The sequence below is a fragment of the Pseudomonas sp. WS 5411 genome, assembly GCF_012985595.1.
GTDB lineage: Bacteria > Pseudomonadota > Gammaproteobacteria > Pseudomonadales > Pseudomonadaceae > Aquipseudomonas > Aquipseudomonas shahriarae.
On record NZ_JAARMC010000007.1, the window covers coordinates 151,986 to 169,359 of the forward strand.

Genomic DNA, 17,374 nt, shown 5'->3' on the forward strand with positions numbered 1-17,374 from the left:
TCCTGCGACTCTCTAATTGCGCAAAAAGCGAGCAAGTCTACACCCCTCGACGGGGCAGGACAAAACTCAGCAGAAACAGTGCGGCGGCCGTGACCACAATCGACGGCCCGGCCGGGGTGTCCTTGAACCAGGACAGTGCCAGGCCACCACACACGGCAAGCATCCCCAGCAAACTGGCGCCAACCGCCATCTGTTCCGGCGAGCGTGCATGACGCTGGGCGGCGGCGGCGGGGATGATCAATAGCGACGTGATCAACAATACGCCGACTATCTTCATTGCGACAGCAATCACCACCGCGATCAGCAACATCAGGGTCATGCGCAGCGCTGGTACGGGCAGGCCTTCGACAGTGGCCAGCTGTTCGTGGACGGTAATTGCCAGCAGCGGCCGCCACAGGGCTACCAGCAGAATCAGTACCGCAGCGCTGCCGCCGAGAATCCAGGCGAGGTCCGTGGGGCTGATGGCCAGCAGGTCGCCGAACAGATAGGCCATCAGGTCGATCCGCACTTCATGCATAAAGCTCAGCACCACCAGGCCCAGGGACAAGGTGCTCGGCGCGAGGATCCCCAGCAGCGTGTCCGAGGCCAGTGGCTGGCGCTGTTGCAGGGTCACCAGCAGCACCGCCAGCAGCAGGCAGCCGACGGTCACGGCAATGGTCGGGCTGACGTCCAGCAAAAAGCCCAGGGCCACGCCGAGCAAGGCGGCGTGGGACAAGGTGTCGCCAAAGTAGGCCATGCGTCGCCAGACCACGAACGAACCCAACGGGCCCGCCACCAGCGCCAGAGCCAAGCCTGCAAGCAGGGCGTAGAGCAGAAAATCAGCCATGCTTGCAGCCATCTCCGTGGACGTGGGTATGAGGGGCAGTCGGATCGGCGACCACGGCGCCATGCAGGTCGTGGGCATGGTCGTGACGGTGGTGGTAGATCGCCAGGCTCTGGGCGTTTTTGCCGAACAGCTCGACGAAGGCCGGGTCGCCGCTGACCTGCTCCGGGTGGCCGGAGCAGCAGACGTGGCGATTGAGGCAGACCACTTGGTCGGTGGTGCTCATCACCAGGTGCAGGTCATGGGACACCATCAGCACGCCGCAGCCATGCCGGTCGCGCAGGCGGGTGATCAGGCTGTAGAGCTCGGCCTGGCCGGCGACGTCGACGCCCTGCACCGGTTCATCGAGCACCAGCAATTCGGGTTCGCGCAGCAGGGCGCGGGCCAGCAGCACGCGCTGCATTTCGCCGCCGGAGATGCTTTGGACCGGGCTGTCGATGACCTGCTCGGCACCCACTTCCTTGAGCGCAGCCTGGGCGCGAGTGCGGTCCACGCCCGGTACCAGGCGCAGGAAACGCAGTACCGAGAGCGGCAAGGTCGGATCGACGTGCAGTTTTTGCGGCATGTAGCCGATGCGCAGCTTGGGCTTGCGCCAGACACTGCCGCTATCGGGCTTGAGCAGCCCCAGTACCGCGCGTACGAGGGTGGTCTTGCCGGCGCCGTTGGGGCCGATCAGGGTGACGATCTGCCCCGGCTCGACGCTCAGGTCAATGTTGTCCAGCACGTTCTGGTCGGCGAACGTGACGCCGACCTGTTCCAGGCGGATCAGCGCAGTGCTCATCAAGCCCCCTGGCAGCCCGAGCAGATGCCAACCACTTCGACGGTCTGCCCTTCGACTCGGAAGCCGACATCGCCGGCACTCTTGATAATCGCGTCGCTGATGCTTTTTTGTTCAAGTTCGATGGCGGCGTGGCATTCGCGGCAGATCAGGAACTGGCCCTGATGCGCATGTTCCGGGTGGTTGCAGCCGACAAACGCGTTCAACGAGGCGATGCGGTGCACCAGGCCATTTTCCAGCAGGAAGTCTAGCGCACGGTACACCGTGGGCGGCGCGGCGCGGCGACCGTCCTGCTCGCTGAGCACGCCGAGAATGTCGTAGGCACCCAGTGGCTTGTGGCTCTGCCACACCAGTTCCAGCACCCGCCGACGCAGGGCGGTCAGGCGCAGGCCTTGGCGTGCGCACAGGGCATCGGCCTCCGACAGTGCGTTGTGCACGCAGTGAGAGTGGTCGTGGGGACGGCTGGCAAGCGGTGTTTTAGGCATGAGCGGCGACAGATATTTGTGAGAGACGTTATTATGTTACCCGTTCCTGCTGACTTGAGTGCTTATCGTGTCCCGACTTTTTGCCGTTTTTGTCGTATTTGTCACCAGTTTATTGATTGCCGGGGCTGCCCAGGCCGAGGTTCGGGTGCTCACCAGCATCAAACCCTTACAGCTGATTGCCGCCGCTGTGCAGGACGGCGTGGCGGTTCCAGAGGTGTTGCTGCCTCCGGGAGCCTCGCCGCATAACTACGCATTGCGCCCATCCGACGTACGGCGTGTGCAATCGGTGGATCTGCTGTATTGGATCGGTCCGGACATGGAAGGCTTCCTGCCACGGGTCCTCAAGGGTCGCAACTTGCCCACAGTGGCCGTGCAGGAACTGCCGGGCCTGAAGCTGCGGCATTTCGCCGAAGATCATCACTCCCATGGCGAAGAAGCCGACGATCATGATCACGATCATCGCCCCGGCAGCCTGGATGCCCACTTGTGGTTGTCGCCGGTGAATGCGCGGGTGATTGCGGCCAGGATGGCGGCGGACTTGAGCGCGGCTGACCCCGCCAACGCAGAGCGCTACCAGAGCAACCTGCAAGTGTTCAACGGGCGCCTGGACGCCTTGGACCTGCGTTTGAAAGCGCGCCTGACGGGGATCGCCGGCAAGCCTTACTTCGTGTTCCACGAAGCCTTCGACTACTTTGAAGATGCCTACGGCCTCAAGCACACCGGCGTGTTCAGCGTGGCCGCCGAGGTACAACCCGGCGCCCAGCATGTGGCGGCGATGCGCACCCGCTTGCAGGAAGTGGGCAAGACCTGCGTGTTCAGCGAGCCACCCTTGCGCCCGCGCCTGGCCGAGACCCTGGTGGCTGGCCTGCCGGTGAAACTGGCGGAGTTGGATGCCCTGGGCGGCTACACCCCGGCCACGGGCCAGGGGTATGAGCAGTTGCTGGAGAAACTGGGTAACGATTTGGCAGGGTGCCTGGAGTCGTTGTAACCGACGACATAGAACCCCTGTGGGAGCGGGCTTGCCCGCGATAGCGGTGTATCAGGCGCTGATAGGCGACTGACACGCCCTCATCGCGGGCAAGCCCGCTCCCACAGCGTCAGAGGGCGAGCGGCAGTTGGAGAGTGGCCTGCTGGCGCTGCTCCAGTCGTTGCTGGAACTCCACTGGATCGTGAATCAGCACGTCCTGCCCGGCAAATGACTCGGCAGCAATCAGCCGTGACAGCCAAAACCGCACACACGCCACGCGCAACATGGTCGGCCACAGCTCGGCTTCCTTGGCGCTGAACGGCCGCAGTGCCGCGTAGGCGCCCAGCAGTGCGCGGGCGCGATGGCCGTCGATCACCCCGGCGGCGTCCGAGCACCAGTCATTCAGGGCAATCGCCACGTCGTACAGCATCGGCCCGGAGCACGCGTTGTAGAAGTCGATCAACCCAGTCAGGTGGGTGCCTTCGAACATCGCGTTGTCGCGAAACAGGTCGGCGTGGAGGTTGGCGCGGGGCAGCGTGAGGATCTGTTCCTTGTGTTGCTGGATTTCATCCAGTGCCGTTTGCAACAGCTGCTGCTGGTGGGCGTCGAGGTGCGAAATCAGCTGCGCGCCCTCCTCGAGCATCCAATCCAACCCACGATCGGTCTTGCGCTCCAGCACCTTGTCGCCCTGGGTGGCCAGGTGCAAGTGGCCGAGCAACTCGCCTACTTGCACGCAATGCTGGGCGTTGGCGTCCTGGATGTGCTTGCCCGCCAGGCGCGGTTGCAGCAGCGCCGGCTTGCCTGCCAATTCGCGCAGGGCCACGCCGTCGGTGGTGCGCAGGGCGTAAGGCACGGGCAGGTCGGCGTCGTGGAGTACGTCGAGCAGTTCGATGAAGAACGGCATTTCGTCCACGGGGCCGCGTTCAACCAGTGTCAGGACAAATTCGCCCTGTTCCAGGCTGATAAAGAAGTTGGTGTTTTCGCTACCAGCGGCAATCCCCTGGAAATCGAGCAGGCGGCCGAGCCCGTAAGGGGCGAGAAAGGTTTCCAGCTCGGGCCGAGCCAGGGGGGTGAACACAGACATGGTTAAAACTGCCAGTACGGGCGCCGCGGGCCGCAGCGCCGATTAAAATTAAGAAATCATTTCCATTCGAAGATCTTCCATGACGGGATCAGCATATCCGGCTGGTCCGAGCGGATGAAGTTCGCATCGGTTCCGTCCGCGCGCACCAGAAAATACGGTTTGCCGCCCTTGGGCGTTACCTTGATTGCGTACAGGAAGCCGTTTTGGCGGAATTCCTGGATGGTCTTGTCGCCTTCCGTGCGAATGGTGACTTCCGGATCGCCCGAAGGAGCATCGTCTGCCGCTATGGCAGCCATCGGAGCGAGTGCAATCAGGCCGGTCAACAGCAGGCGATTGAATGTGCGCATGATAACCTTGTCCCTTTGTTGTCAATGGTCCGGCTATTCTAGCGCCAGACCCGCCGAAAAGGTTGATCCTGCTCATGAGCCAAGCCCCCCTCGTCCTGGTGGACGGTTCTTCATATCTGTACCGCGCCTTCCACGCGCTGCCGCCGCTGACTACATCCAAAGGCCTACCGACCGGTGCGGTCAAGGGCGTGTTGAACATGCTCAAAAGCCTGCGCAAGCAGTACCCGGACAGCCCGTTCGCGGTAGTGTTCGACGCCAAGGGCGGGACATTTCGCGATGACATGTACGCCGAATACAAGGCCAACCGCCCGAGCATGCCCGATGACATGCGCGTGCAGATCGAGCCGCTGCACCAGAGCGTGATCGCCCTGGGCTTCCCGCTGCTGTGTGTCGAAGGTGTCGAGGCCGACGACGTGATCGGCACCCTGGCCCGCAGCAGTGCGGCTGCCGACCGCCCGGTGGTGATCTCCACGGGTGACAAGGACATGGCGCAGTTGGTCGATGGGCACATTACCTTGGTCAACACCATGACCGGTAGTGCCATGGATGTGGACGGCGTAAAGGAGAAATTTGGTGTCGCTCCCGAGCAGATCATCGACTATCTGGCGCTGATGGGTGATTCCTCCGACAACATCCCGGGTGTTCCCGGTATCGGTCCTAAGACCGCTTCGGGACTGCTGGTCGGTGTGAACGGCGGATTGAAAGAGCTTTACGAGCAGCTCGATATTGTCCCGAGCTTGCCGATCCGTGGGGCCAAGACCCTGCCGGCCAAGCTGGAAGAGCACAAAGAGATGGCGTTCCTGTCCTACCAGTTGGCGACCATCAAGGTCGACGTGCCCCTGGATGTTGGCCTGGAAGACTTGCACCTGATCGAGCCGGATCGCGAGAAGCTGCTTGAGCTGTACACCCTGCTGGAGTTCAAGAGCTGGATCGATGAGCTTCAGCGTGATGCCAAGCGGGTCGAGCTCAAGGCTGCCGCTGACGTTGCACCGGCTCAGGTTGCAGTTGCGGCCCAAGCGCCTGTGGCCCCGGTCGAAGCGCAGTACGAGACCATCCTCGACCAGGCTCGCTTTGACGTCTGGCTGAAAAAACTCAATGACGCGAAGTTGTTTGCCTTTGATACCGAAACCACCGGTGTCGACGCCCAGCAGGCGCAACTGGTGGGGGTTTCATTTGCGGTGCAGGCCAATGAAGCGGCCTACATCCCGCTCACCCATTCCTACATCGGCGTGCCCGAGCAACTGGACCGCGATACGGTGTTGTTGGCTCTCAAGCCGCTGCTGGAAGACCCTAACAAGCTCAAGGTCGGTCAGCACGCCAAGTTCGACATGAATATCCTGGCCAATTGCGCCATTGGCGGCGACCCGGCGCACGGCATCACCGTGCGCGGCATCGCCTTCGACACCATGCTCGAATCCTACGTGCTGAACTCCACCGCGACCCGGCACGACATGGACAGCCTGGCGAAGAAGTACCTGGAGCATGACACCGTCAGCTTCCAGGACATCGCCGGCAAAGGCGCCAAACAGCTGACCTTCGACCAGATTGCCCTGGAGCAGGCCGGCCCCTACGCTGCTGAAGATGCCGATGTGACCCTGCGCCTGCACCTGGCCCTGTACGAACAACTCTGCGCCTTGCCGAGCCTGGCCAGTGTGCTGACGGATATCGAGATGCCATTGGTGCCGGTACTGGCGCGGATCGAGCGCCAGGGTGCCCTGGTAGATGCCGCGCTGCTCGGCGTGCAGAGCATCGAGCTGGGCAACAAGATGGTGGAACTGGAGCGTCAGGCGTATGAGATCGCCGGCGAGGAGTTCAACCTGGGTTCGCCCAAGCAATTGGGGGCAATCCTCTACGAAAAACTCGGGCTGCCGGTGTTGAAGAAGACTGGCAAGGGCCAGGCCTCTACCGCCGAGGAAGTGCTGGCCAAGTTGGCCGAAGATGACTATCCATTGCCTAAGGTGCTGATGCAGTACCGCAGCATGAGCAAACTCAAAAGCACCTACACCGACCGTTTGCCCGAGCAGATCAACCCGCGCACGGGGCGGATCCACACCTCTTATCATCAGGCCGTGGCCGCTACCGGGCGTTTGTCGTCCAGTGATCCGAACCTGCAGAACATCCCGGTGCGCACCGCCGAAGGCCGGCGGATCCGCCAGGCGTTCGTTGCGCCCAAGGGCTACAAGCTGCTGGCGGCGGACTACTCGCAGATCGAGCTGCGGATCATGGCGCACCTGTCCAAGGACGAGGGCTTGCTCAACGCCTTCCGCGACAACCTGGATGTACACACGGCCACGGCGGCCGAGGTGTTCAAGGTCGAGCTGGGTGAGGTCACGTCCGACCAGCGCCGTAGCGCCAAGGCGATCAACTTCGGCCTGATCTACGGCATGGGCGCGCAGAAGTTGGGCAAGGATATTGGCGTCGATACCAAGACGGCCAAGGCCTACATCGATGTGTACTTTGCCCGCTACCCAGGGGTGCGCGAGTACATGGAGCGCACCCGTGCCCAGGCATCCGACCAGGGCTATGTGGAAACCCTGTTCGGGCGCCGCCTGTATCTGCCGGATATCCACTCCAACAAGCCCCAGGAGCGCGCGGGCGCAGAACGTACCGCGATCAACGCGCCGATGCAGGGCACTGCCGCCGATATCATCAAGAAAGCCATGGTCAAGGTCGACAACTGGCTGACGGAGTCGGGGTTGGACGCCAAGGTCATCCTGCAGGTACACGATGAATTGGTACTGGAGGTCCGCGAAGACCTGGTGGCTGAGGTCAGCGAGAAGATTCGCGAGCACATGAGCGGTGCGGCGAGCCTGGATGTGCCGCTGCTGGTGGAAGTCGGGGTGGGCGATAACTGGGACCAGGCGCACTGATCATCTGGCAGTGCTGCGGCATGACGTCGCAGCACTGCCTATAGATCGGAAAGCTCCGAGGGTTATTTCCAATAGTTTTTCCGGGCGCCGGAACTTAACCCATGAAAAGTCACTCAGAGTTACTGAATGGGTGGTGAAGCCCTTCAATGCTCCTATGTTGTGTTAAGTGTTGGCAGATATCTGGACCCCGCCCTAGCGGTCCGGAACTTGGACCCCGAACTTCCCCTCCCCATACGAAGTCCGGGGTTTTTTTTGCCTGCAGAAAAGTTACTCGGCGATTTCCGCGCCCTTGTCCGCCAGCTCCATCCAGCCTGCCAGTACGGTATAGGCGTCTTCCAGGCCCATGCGCTTGGGCGCCGAGAACAGCTGGATAGTGATCGCATCACCCCAACCCTTACGGATTTCGGCCTGCACTTTGAGCAAGGTGTTCTTGGCTGCGCCGTAGGTCAATTTGTCGGCCTTGGTCAGCAAAATATGTATTGGCATGCCACTGGCGACCGCCCAATCGAGCATCAACAGGTCGAAATCGGTCATTGGATGACGGATATCCATCATCAGGATCAGCCCTTTCAGGCTTTCGCGGCCACCCAGATAGGCTTCCAGGTGACGCTGCCAGTGCAGCTTCAATGGGATAGGTACTTTTGCGTAACCGTAGCCCGGCAGGTCGACCAGACGCCGATCATCGTCTAGCTTGAAGAAGTTGAGCAGCTGTGTGCGGCCCGGGGTTTTCGAGGTGCGAGCCAGGCTGGCATGGGTCAGGGTGTTGAGCGCGCTGGACTTACCGGCGTTGGAGCGCCCGGCGAAGGCCACTTCAAAGCCTTCGTCGTCGGGGCATTGGTCGACTTTGGCGGCGCTGAGCATGAACGTGGACTGTTGGCACAGACCGAGGATGGGGTTCTTGAGTTGCATGGGATTTCCGATGTGGGCGGTGCCGGGAATGGGTGCGGCAAGTAGTGTCGTTCCCGTTTCAGTGGCGCCAGTATATAATGCCGCAGATTTTGTGTGTGCTTTGTCCCAGCGAAGGATGAAGTTCACGGGAGCGATAGACCTTTATTGCGCATTAGAACGCAAAACGCTTCCAAACCCTGAAAAGGTCGACGTATGACCCAGTGGCTGCTAGCTGTCGGTGTCCTGATACCACTTTACAGTGCGCAGGCTACACAGGATCCGGAAGCTGTGTACAACCGCGTTTGTGCGGCTTGTCATGCCGGGCAGTTGCCAATGGCCCCCAAGCGGGGTGACCAGGCAGCCTGGGCGCCGAGGCTGGCGCAAGGCATGGATACGCTGGTGCAGCATGTGACCCAGGGTTTCAAGGCGATGCCGCCGCGTGGTTTGTGCATGGAATGCCGTGCCGAGGATTACCAGGCCATCATTGTTTTGATGAGCGAGTAGACCCGGTCCATAACTCTATAACCTTTAGCCGTAATTGGATTAGCTGATGAACAAATTGATCGTGAGTCTGCTGTTGACCTTGGGCATCACTGGTGTTGCCCATGCTGCAGGTGACGCTACTGCTGGCCAGACAAAGGCCGCCGTATGTGGTGCCTGCCATGGAGCGGATGGCAACAGTCCGTTACCCAACTTTCCAAAACTGGCGGGCCAGGGTGAGAAATACCTGACCAAGCAGATGCACGACATCAAGGACGGCAAGCGAACGGTATTGGAAATGACCGGCATGCTGACCAATCTCAACGATCAGGACCTGTCGGATATCGCGGCGTATTTCGCCAGCCAGGCAGGCAGCGTGGGGGCGGCGGATCCAAAACTGGTCGAACGTGGTGAAAAGCTGTTCCGTGGCGGCGACCTCGACAAAGGCCTGCCGGCCTGTACCGGCTGCCACTCTCCGGATGGCTCGGGTAACGCCGCAGCAGGCTTCCCGCACCTGGGTGGCCAGCACGCCCAGTACATTGCCAAGCAACTGACTGATTTCCGCAAGGAAGAAGCCGGCCGTGCCAACGATGGCGATGCAATGACCATGCGTACGATTGCGCGCAAACTGAGTGACGAAGACATTGCAGCGGTAGCCAGCTACATCCAGGGCCTGCACAAGTAAGGTGCGCAAGACCGGGGGTACATCAGCGGTAACGTTAACGCTCGATTAATCCGTCGATGCAAGCATAAAAAGGGTGGCTGAGGCCGCCCTTTTTTGTGGCCGCTACCGTTACACTAACGAACTCATGCCCGTGTAGACCTGTCATAAAAAAGGTCGCGCGAGGCGACTTTATTTGTCCAGGAGTAAAGCATGCGTAAATTGATCCTCAGCGCCGCTCTCGTCACTGCCAGCCTGTTCGGCATGACCGCCCAAGCCGCCGATGTGCCGCTTGAAGCGGGCAAGACTTATGTTGAATTGGCCAATCCGGTGCCGGTTTCCGTGCCGGGCAAGATCGAAGTCGTAGAGCTGTTCTGGTATGGCTGCCCGCATTGCTACTCTTTTGAGCCGACCATCAACCCTTGGGCCGAGAAGCTGCCTTCGGACGTGAACTTCAAGCGCCTCCCGGCCATGTTCGGCGGCCCTTGGGATGCCCACGGCCAGATGTTCCTGACCCTGGAAGCCATGGGTGTGGAGCATAAGGTCCACAACGCGGTGTTCGAGGCAATCCAGAAACAAGGCAAGCGCCTGACCAAGCCTGAGGAAATGGCTGACTTCCTCGCCACCCAGGGCGTGGACAAGGACAAGTTCCTGACCACCTTTAATTCCTTTGCCATCAAGGGCCAGATCAAACAGGCCAAAGATCTTGCGCAGAAGTACGGCGTGCAAGGCGTTCCAACCCTGATCGTCAACGGCAAGTACCGCTTTGACCTGGGCTCCACAGGTGGTCCTGAAGCGACCCTGAACGTTGCCGACCAGTTGATCGCCAAAGAGCGCGCAGCCAAGTAAGGGGCTCGCCATGCGTCGCTGGGGTACTGAACGAGTGGTTGGCCTGCATGATCCGCAGGTCAACGAACACCACCTGACGTCCACCGGCCTGCCGGCGGATAGCCGGCTGCGCTTACTGAGCTTCAATATCCAGGTAGGCATCAGTACCGAAAAGTACCGCCACTACCTGACCCGGGGCTGGCAGCATCTGCTGCCCCACAACGGTCGGGCCGGCAATCTGCAGAAGATTGGCGACCTGCTGGGCGATTTCGACCTGGTGGCCCTGCAGGAGGCCGACGGTGGCAGCCTGCGTTCAGGCTACGTCAATCAGGTCGAACACCTGGCCCAGCTCGGTGCTTTCCCTTACTGGTACCAACAACTCAATCGCAACCTCGGCCGACTGGGCCAGCACAGCAATGGCGTGCTCAGCCGGTTGAAGCCCTCGGTGATCGAAGACCATCCACTGCCGGGCCCGAAAGGGCGCGGGGCGATTCTGGTGCGCTTCGGCGAAGGGCCCGAGGCGCTGGTGGTGGTCATGATGCACCTGGCGCTGGGGGCGCGTACCCGGACCCTGCAGTTGGCCTACATCCGTGAGCTGATTGGCGATTACAAACACCAGGTGCTGATGGGGGACATGAACACCCACGCCAGCGACCTGTTGCAGAATTCTCCGCTGCGCGACCTCGGGCTGCTGGCGCCGCAGGTCGAAGCCACGTTCCCCAGTTGGCGTCCGCAACGCTGTCTAGATCACATTCTGTTAAGCCCGACCCTGACGCTGGAACGCGTGCAGGTGCTGGCGCAGCCCATTTCCGATCACCTGCCGGTCGCGGTAGAGATTCGTCTGCCGGGTTCGCTCACGGCTGATGCATTACCCGCGTTGAGCCCCGGCCCTCGCGGACCCCTTGCATGAGCGACGACGCCCAGCGCTGGAAAGAAAAATACCTGTTAAGCATCGAGCAACAAGAAAAGCTCGAACGTCGTTGGGCTGCGCGCCTCGACTTGCTGCGTCGTGGGCTGGTGCGCAGCACGCTGGCGGCCGAAGGCACGGATCGGGCCGTGGACCAGTGTATGAAAGAGATGCGCGATGTGGTGCGCACCGATGACATGGACGCCGCGCTCGCCGCCTTGTTGCCACGCCTGGAAAAGGCCGTGCTGGACTCCGAGCAGCGCCGTGAAACGCGGGTGGATCAGATCAGTACGGCGCTGACCGCCTTGGTCTCGCAATTACAGGCCCTGCCCTTGCCCCGGGAAGTCAGTCGCCCGCTGAAGAGCTTTGCCAAGCAGTTGGATAGCCGAGTCGGCCAGGCGCGGGAAATTCCCCTGCTGCTCAGTGAGTTGAGCGGTCTGCAAGGGCAGGCCCTGAGTAATCTTGAGTCGGATGACGAACCTGCTCGTCCAGGTTTGTTGCAGCGCCTGTTTGGTGGCAAGGAGGCGGGTACAGAGGTTGCGCCGGTTGAGCCCGCTGTTTCTCCGCCTTCCCGGCAACCCCCTGCGGTAGCACCAAGCCCGGCCACCCCGGTGGTTGAGGATGCGCCCGAGCTGGCCCAGGCCCTGCGTGCCTTCGCGCCACAAGCCCAGGCCCCGCAGCAGCCGGTACTTGAAGTTGCACCTGCACCTGCACCTGCACCTGCACCTCAGCCTGTGGCGCCTCGGGTTGATGTGGATGAGCGTGTGGCATCAGTGCCCGAGGATGGCGCTCCTCGCTTATCACCCGTCGAGACGCTCGCGGTCGCCATCGAAACCCCGGAACCGCCCCGACCTGTCGAAGTGAGCCTTGCCCCGCTGCCTGAACGGGCTGTCGCTGCGGCGGTAGTTGCGCCCGAGGTCCTGCCCCTGGTGCCGCAACCGGCCGAGATCGGCAGTCTGTCATTGCCGCCTGTGCTGGACGACGAATCGGCAGAGGTTGATCCTGAGGCGCTGTACGCCCTGCCCGATTCCCCCGAGCCGTCCTACAGCTCTGTCGCCAAACATATCGAAGACACCCTGCTCGGCCTGCTGGGCGACCTCGCTCTGCCCGAGCGGCACCGGCCCCAGGCGCAAGCCATGCGCGAACGCCTGGCCCAAGGGCTGAATTGGTACGAACTGCTACCGATCCTCGATGACCTGGCGGTATTGATGCTGGCCATCACCGATAGCGGCCAGCATGAGTTCGAGGCCTACCTCAAGCATCTCAACGAGCGGCTGGAAGCCTTCCAGAGCAACCTGCAGGCGGCCAGCGACGGGCACGCCGACAGCCGCAGCGCCGCGCGCGAGATGGACACGCAAATCCGTGAACAGATGGATGGCTTGCAAAGCAGTGTCCAGGAAGCGGCCGACCTCGATGACCTCAAGCAAGTGCTGGAAAGTCATCTTGAGGGGCTGTTGGGTGCCATGGATGAGCATCAAAGGCAGCGTGACCAGCGTGAACATGAAGTCGCCGCGCGGTTGCAGGGTTTGGCCGAGCGGGTGGCGAGCATGGAGCAGGAGGCCCAGGGCTATCGGGACCACCTTGAGGTGCAGCGCCAGAAAGCCTTGATCGACCCGCTCACTGGATTGCCCAATCGTGCGGCCTGGAGCGAGCGCCTGGAGTACGAGGTCAATACCTGGCATCAACAGGGCAACAGCCTGTCGTTGGCGATGCTCGACCTCGACCACTTCAAGCGCATCAATGACAGCTACGGCCATCTGGCGGGCGACAAGGTGCTGAAAATCATCGCCACTGTATTGAGCAAGCACCTGCGCCCGACGGACTTTATCGCACGGTTTGGCGGTGAGGAGTTTGTGCTGCTGATGCCGGATTCGGCGTTGGGCGGTGCGCTGGAACTCGGCGAACGCCTGCGGGCGGCCATCGAGGCGTGCCCGTTTCACTTCAAGGGCGAGCGGGTGACCATTACGATGTCCATCGGCATGGCGCAGTTCCAGCCTGGAGAGCGCAGCGACCTGGCACTCAAGCGCGCGGACGAGGCGTTGTATCGAGCCAAGGCGGCCGGACGTAACCAGGTGCAGGCGGCCTGAAAATTTGTTCGATTTTGTATTGCCGGCCGCTGGCCGGCAAACCGTACGTTACACTGTTGCATTATCGTCTTTAGCGTACTGTCTGTTGCCATGAAATTTCTAGTTACTGCTCTACTGTTCCTCACCCTCGCAGGTTGTGCGAGTGGCCCGCGGCTGGATACCAGCCACCCATCGGTGAACTTCGATCATCGTATCCAGTTCGTCGTCCTGCACTACACCGCTACCAACCTTCAAAGCTCGCTGGCGCTGTTGACCAAAGGCCAGGTCAGCAGCCACTACCTGATTGGCGATGATGCCCGCGCAACCATCTATAAGCTGGTGGATGAAGACAAGCGCTCCTGGCACGCCGGAGAGAGCGAGTGGATGGGGCGTACCTGGCTCAACTCCAGCTCCATTGGCATCGAGATCGTCAATCCGGGTTATCGCGACACGCCAACAGGTCGGGTGTGGTATCCGTACTCCGAGGCGCAGGTCCAGTCCCTGGTGACCTTGCTCAAGGACATCAGCCAGCGCAACCGGATCAACCCGCGATTCATTATTGGTCATAGCGATATCGCGCCTGGCCGCAAACTCGATCCGGGTCCATTGTTCCCGTGGAAGCGCCTGGCTGATGAAGGTCTGGGGATCTGGCCCGAGGCCCAGGCGGTTGCGCGGTATCAGGCCGAGTACGCCGGGCAGTTGCCGAGCATTACCTGGTTCCAGGAAGAGTTGGCACGCCTGGGGTATGCCACGCCGCAAACCGGTGAATTGGATGTGGCGACACGGCGTGTACTGGCCGCCTTCCAGATGCGCTTCCGGCCGGCGTTGTTCGACGGTACGCCGGATGCGCAAAGTGCAGCGATCCTGCGGGTGCTGAACCACCGCTAAGGTCTTTTAGCGCTGCGCGCAATTGAGGTGGGAGCCGTCGAGCTCCCACCTTTGATCGTTGCCGCCCTTGAGTGGCGTGCTGACTGATAGTTACAGCGGCAACGCCATATAGAACTGCGTGCCCTGCCCCGGCCGGGAATAGACCCCCATCCTGCCGCCGTGCAGTTGCACGATCTCCTTGCACAGCGCCAGCCCCAGGCCGGCGCCGCCTTTCTTGCGGCCTACCTGGACAAAAGGTTCGAAAATCCTGCCCTGCTGGCCATAGGCTATGCCTTCGCCGTTGTCCTCCACGCTGATGATCAGCCGTTCGCCATGGCGCCGCGCTTGCAAGCGAATCTGCCCGCCTTCGCTGGTGTGGCGTAGGGCATTGCCCAGCAGATTGTCGAGGACTCGCTCCAATTGCGCCCGGTCGGCGTGTAGCCTGGGTAGTTGCGCCTGTGCCTCTATCACCAGGTCGATGTTTTGCGCATTCGCCAGTTCGGCAAAACGCGCGCGGGCATGTTCGAGCAGATCGTTGGTGTCGCAGGGCGCCAGGGTGAGTTTTTGCAGGCCGTTCTGATAGCGGGAAAAGTTGAGCAAGTCGTTGATCAGTTGCATCAAGCGCTGCATTTCTTCATTGACCGTATTCAGCAGGTCGGCTTCGCGCGACTTGGCGGGGAACTTCGCCCGTTCCTGGAACAGCCCGAACGCCATGTGCATACCGGTGACCGGCGTGCGCAGTTCATGGGAGGCCCGCAGCACGAATTCGCTGCGCACCCGCTCGAAGGCCCGTTGCTCGGTCACGTCATGCAATACCATCACCGCGCCGAGGATGTGCCCCTGGTGGTGGCTGACTGGCGTCATGCTGTAGGTCAGCAGGCGTGATTCGCCTTCGACTTCCACTTCCAGGTCGTCAGGTGCGCGCTCCAGGTTGCCGCCGCGCAGCACCAGATGCAGTTGCTCATCCAGTTCCGGGCGCTGTAACGCTTCGCCCAGGCCCTCTCCCAGGCGGGTCTCGTCCCAACCCAACTGGCGCTGGGCGACCGGGTTGAGGTGTTCAAGACGGCCTTGGCGGTCGATCATCAGCAAACCGTCGTCGATGCTGTCGAGCACGGCCTGCAAGCGTTGCTGGCCGGCGAGCAATTCATCGACGTTCGTGGCCTGATGCTGGCGCAGGGCTTCGGCCATGATGCCAAAGCGCCGGGTCAACAGGTTCATTTCTGCAGCTGAAGAAATAGGCAGCGTGACATCGAAATTGCCTTGGCCGATTTTATCGGCAGCCTTGGCCAGCGCCTCGATCGGCCCGCCAAAGCGCCGGGCGATGCCATGGGCGGTGATGAACCCGATAATCAGCACTGCCAGCCCCACCAGCCCGAGCAGGCCGGCGATCCACAAGGCTCGCTCACGCGATTGCCGCACGGTGTCGCTGATGTTTTCCAGCGCGGTTTTGTGTTCGCTGATCAGCCCATTGCGCAAGGCGTTGAAGCTGGCGGTAAGTTTTGCGTTATTGCGCAGGGACGGCGGCGTACTTTCATTTTCGTCGAAGGCTTCGATAAACCTCAGGTAATCGGCCTTGGCCTGAGTGAGACCGCCGATCCTGTCCACACTTTTCTCATGGGCGATGCCTTGGTCCAGCAGCTTGAAATACTCCTGCTTGGATGTATTCAGCGCGACCGGGTCCGGGGTGTCGTTGAGCATCAGGATCAACTGGTCGCCCAGGGTCTGGCGCAGCTTGAGTCCCAGGTCCAGGGTAATGAAGTTGCTGCGGATCAGGGACTCCTGGGTCTTGGCCATTTGCATGACACTCACCAGCCCCAGCAGCAACCCAAGCAGGGCCACGGTGATCAGCGCAGAGATACTCAGGAACAGCCGCGTGCGCAGTTTCATCGCCAACTTCATAAGGTGCAGCTCACAGGTTGTATTGCTTGCGTTTGCGATACAGCGTCGATGCATCAATGCCCAGGGTCTTGGCCGCCTGGTCCAGGGTATCGCTGGTGGCCAGGACGGCGCCGATATGGGCCTTTTCCAATTCATCCAGGCTCAACGCCGCACCAATACGCGGGGAGTTGTTGGTCGGTTGCTCGGCCATCCCCAGATGGCTGATTTCGACTTTCTCCTGGGCGCAGATGATGCTCGCGCGTTCTACGACGTTGCGCAGTTCGCGGATATTGCCCGGCCAACGGTAGTTGAGCAGGGCTTCACGGGCCTCATCGCTGAAGCCGCGAGCCGGCCGCGCATACTCTTTGACGAAGCGCGCCAGGAAGCGGTCGGCAAGGGCGAGGATATCTTCGCTGCGCTCGCGCAGGGGCGGCAGATGCAAGGTGATGACGTTCAGCCGATACAGTAAGTCTTCGCGAAAACGCCCATCGCGCACCATGTCTTCAAGATTCAGGTTGGTCGCTGCCAGGATGCGCACATCGGCGCGCCGAGTGACTGGGTCGCCGACCCGTTCATATTCCTTGTCCTGGATGAAACGCAGCAACTTGGGTTGCAACGTCAAGGGAAAGTCGCCGATCTCGTCGAGAAACAGCGTACCGCCGTCCGCCTGATTGACCCGCCCCAAGGTGCTTTCGCTGGCGCCGGTAAAGGCCCCGCGACTGTGGCCGAACAGCTCGCTTTCCATCAGTTCGGCGGTCAGGGATGGGCAGTTGATCGTGACGCAGGATTTTTTCGCCCTTTTACTCCAGCCATGAATGGCCCTGGCCAGCTCACCTTTACCCGTACCGGATTCACCGAGGATCAGGATATTGGCATCGGTGCCGGCCACTTGGCGGGCGGTTTCGAGCACCACCATCATCGACGGGCTATGGGAGTCGAGGCCATCCTTGGGCTGGCGTACTTCGCCTTCCAGCGCTTCGAGGCGTGCCGACAGCTGGCGCACTTCCAGTTGCTTGGCGGTGGCCAGGCGCAATTGGTCCGGGCTGCACGGCTTGACCAGGTAATCGGCCGCGCCCGCCTGGATCGCATCCACGGCAGTATCGACGGCGGAGTGGGCGGTGACGATCACCACGCGCATCCAGGGCGCCTGGATCCGCATTTGCGCCAGCACATCCAGGCCGTTGTCTTCGCCCAGGCGCAGGTCCAGAAAGCACAGGTCGAACACCTGGCGCTGCAACAGGGCATCGGCCTGGGCCGCGCTGTTGGCGGTGGCGACGGTATAGCCTTCATCTTCCAGGCAGTAGCGGAAGGTGCGGAGGATCGCGGACTCGTCGTCCACTAAAAGAATGCGGCCTTGAAGTTCCTTGGCTGATTCCATCTGTCCCGCGCTCCTTAAATTAAGAATGATTGATCTTGGTTAGTCCCGGAATAATCGGGCAAGTTGC

The 17,374-nt window shown here is 61.4% G+C and carries 16 protein-coding genes; 8 read left to right on the forward strand and 8 right to left on the reverse strand.

The features are described 5' to 3' along the window. Positions 1-37: 37 nt before the first annotated feature. Genes znuB through HBR93_RS13425 form a run of 3 tightly spaced genes read right to left on the reverse strand, consistent with a single transcriptional unit; the run spans position 38 to position 2,098 of the window. Entirely contained in the window at positions 38-826 is a 789-nt protein-coding gene (znuB, locus tag HBR93_RS13415) for a zinc ABC transporter permease subunit ZnuB (RefSeq protein ID WP_029290341.1), read from the reverse strand. Continuing rightward, a complete protein-coding gene (gene znuC, locus HBR93_RS13420) occupies positions 819-1,604 on the reverse strand; it encodes a zinc ABC transporter ATP-binding protein ZnuC (RefSeq protein ID WP_057444838.1) in 786 nt (261 codons plus the stop codon). Before znuC ends, znuB begins: the two co-directional genes overlap by 8 nt. Then, positions 1,604-2,098, reverse strand: a complete 495-nt coding sequence (locus HBR93_RS13425) for a Fur family transcriptional regulator (RefSeq protein ID WP_169851371.1) — start codon at positions 2,096-2,098, stop codon at positions 1,604-1,606. Before HBR93_RS13425 ends, znuC begins: the two co-directional genes overlap by 1 nt. A gap of 46 nt (positions 2,099-2,144) precedes the next feature. Here HBR93_RS13425 and HBR93_RS13430 point away from each other — a divergent pair, with 46 nt between their 5' ends. Beyond that, on the forward strand, positions 2,145-3,074 hold the full coding sequence (locus HBR93_RS13430; protein WP_169960465.1) for a zinc ABC transporter substrate-binding protein: 930 nt from the start codon (positions 2,145-2,147) through the stop codon (positions 3,072-3,074). Positions 3,075-3,183: 109 nt separating this feature from the next. On the opposite strand, the gene HBR93_RS13435 is transcribed toward HBR93_RS13430, so the two are convergent. Next, the gene (locus HBR93_RS13435) at positions 3,184-4,137 is read right to left on the reverse strand and encodes a homoserine kinase (RefSeq protein ID WP_169960466.1); all 954 of its coding nucleotides are present in this window, start codon (positions 4,135-4,137) and stop codon (positions 3,184-3,186) included. Positions 4,138-4,193: 56 nt separating this feature from the next. Beyond that, positions 4,194-4,484, reverse strand: coding sequence for a DUF2782 domain-containing protein (locus HBR93_RS13440; RefSeq protein ID WP_169960467.1), 291 nt, complete (start codon positions 4,482-4,484; stop codon positions 4,194-4,196). A 74-nt stretch (positions 4,485-4,558) separates the two neighbouring features. Here HBR93_RS13440 and polA point away from each other — a divergent pair, with 74 nt between their 5' ends. Then, the gene (gene polA / locus HBR93_RS13445) at positions 4,559-7,354 is read left to right on the forward strand and encodes a DNA polymerase I (RefSeq protein WP_169960468.1); all 2,796 of its coding nucleotides are present in this window, start codon (positions 4,559-4,561) and stop codon (positions 7,352-7,354) included. Positions 7,355-7,621: 267 nt separating this feature from the next. Here polA and yihA read toward each other — a convergent pair whose 3' ends face one another. Further along, a complete protein-coding gene (gene yihA / locus HBR93_RS13450; protein WP_169960469.1) occupies positions 7,622-8,263 on the reverse strand; it encodes a ribosome biogenesis GTP-binding protein YihA/YsxC in 642 nt (213 codons plus the stop codon). Positions 8,264-8,455: 192 nt separating this feature from the next. Between yihA and HBR93_RS13455 the strand changes: the two genes are divergently transcribed. The 6 genes from HBR93_RS13455 to HBR93_RS13480 all read left to right on the forward strand — a co-directional run bounded on the left by HBR93_RS13455 (position 8,456) and on the right by HBR93_RS13480 (position 14,072). Further along, positions 8,456-8,746 carry a c-type cytochrome gene (locus HBR93_RS13455; RefSeq protein ID WP_057439249.1) on the forward strand — a complete coding sequence of 97 codons (291 nt, stop codon included), beginning with the start codon at positions 8,456-8,458 and terminating at the stop codon, positions 8,744-8,746. A 46-nt stretch (positions 8,747-8,792) separates the two neighbouring features. After that, positions 8,793-9,407 (forward strand): cytochrome c4, encoded by a 615-nt coding sequence (locus HBR93_RS13460; protein WP_057439248.1) that lies wholly within the window; start codon positions 8,793-8,795, stop codon positions 9,405-9,407. Between the two features lie 189 nt (positions 9,408-9,596). Beyond that, the gene (dsbA, locus tag HBR93_RS13465; RefSeq protein ID WP_057439247.1) at positions 9,597-10,232 is read left to right on the forward strand and encodes a thiol:disulfide interchange protein DsbA; all 636 of its coding nucleotides are present in this window, start codon (positions 9,597-9,599) and stop codon (positions 10,230-10,232) included. A gap of 10 nt (positions 10,233-10,242) precedes the next feature. Beyond that, entirely contained in the window at positions 10,243-11,121 is an 879-nt protein-coding gene (locus HBR93_RS13470; RefSeq protein WP_057439246.1) for an endonuclease/exonuclease/phosphatase family protein, read from the forward strand. Next, positions 11,118-13,205, forward strand: a complete 2,088-nt coding sequence (locus HBR93_RS13475) for a diguanylate cyclase (RefSeq protein ID WP_169960470.1) — start codon at positions 11,118-11,120, stop codon at positions 13,203-13,205. The genes HBR93_RS13470 and HBR93_RS13475 overlap by 4 nt, the downstream gene beginning before the upstream one ends. Before the next feature lie 90 nt (positions 13,206-13,295). Further along, entirely contained in the window at positions 13,296-14,072 is a 777-nt protein-coding gene (locus tag HBR93_RS13480; protein WP_169960471.1) for an N-acetylmuramoyl-L-alanine amidase, read from the forward strand. Positions 14,073-14,162: 90 nt separating this feature from the next. Here the strand turns inward: HBR93_RS13480 and HBR93_RS13485 are convergent, their stop codons facing one another. Both HBR93_RS13485 and algB read right to left on the reverse strand, forming a co-directional pair. Beyond that, positions 14,163-15,950 carry a KinB sensor domain-containing domain gene (locus tag HBR93_RS13485; RefSeq protein ID WP_169960472.1) on the reverse strand — a complete coding sequence of 596 codons (1,788 nt, stop codon included), beginning with the start codon at positions 15,948-15,950 and terminating at the stop codon, positions 14,163-14,165. Between the two features lie 10 nt (positions 15,951-15,960). Further along, on the reverse strand, positions 15,961-17,307 hold the full coding sequence (gene algB / locus HBR93_RS13490; RefSeq protein WP_032862658.1) for a sigma-54-dependent response regulator transcription factor AlgB: 1,347 nt from the start codon (positions 17,305-17,307) through the stop codon (positions 15,961-15,963). Between the last annotated feature and the right edge of the window lie 67 nt (positions 17,308-17,374).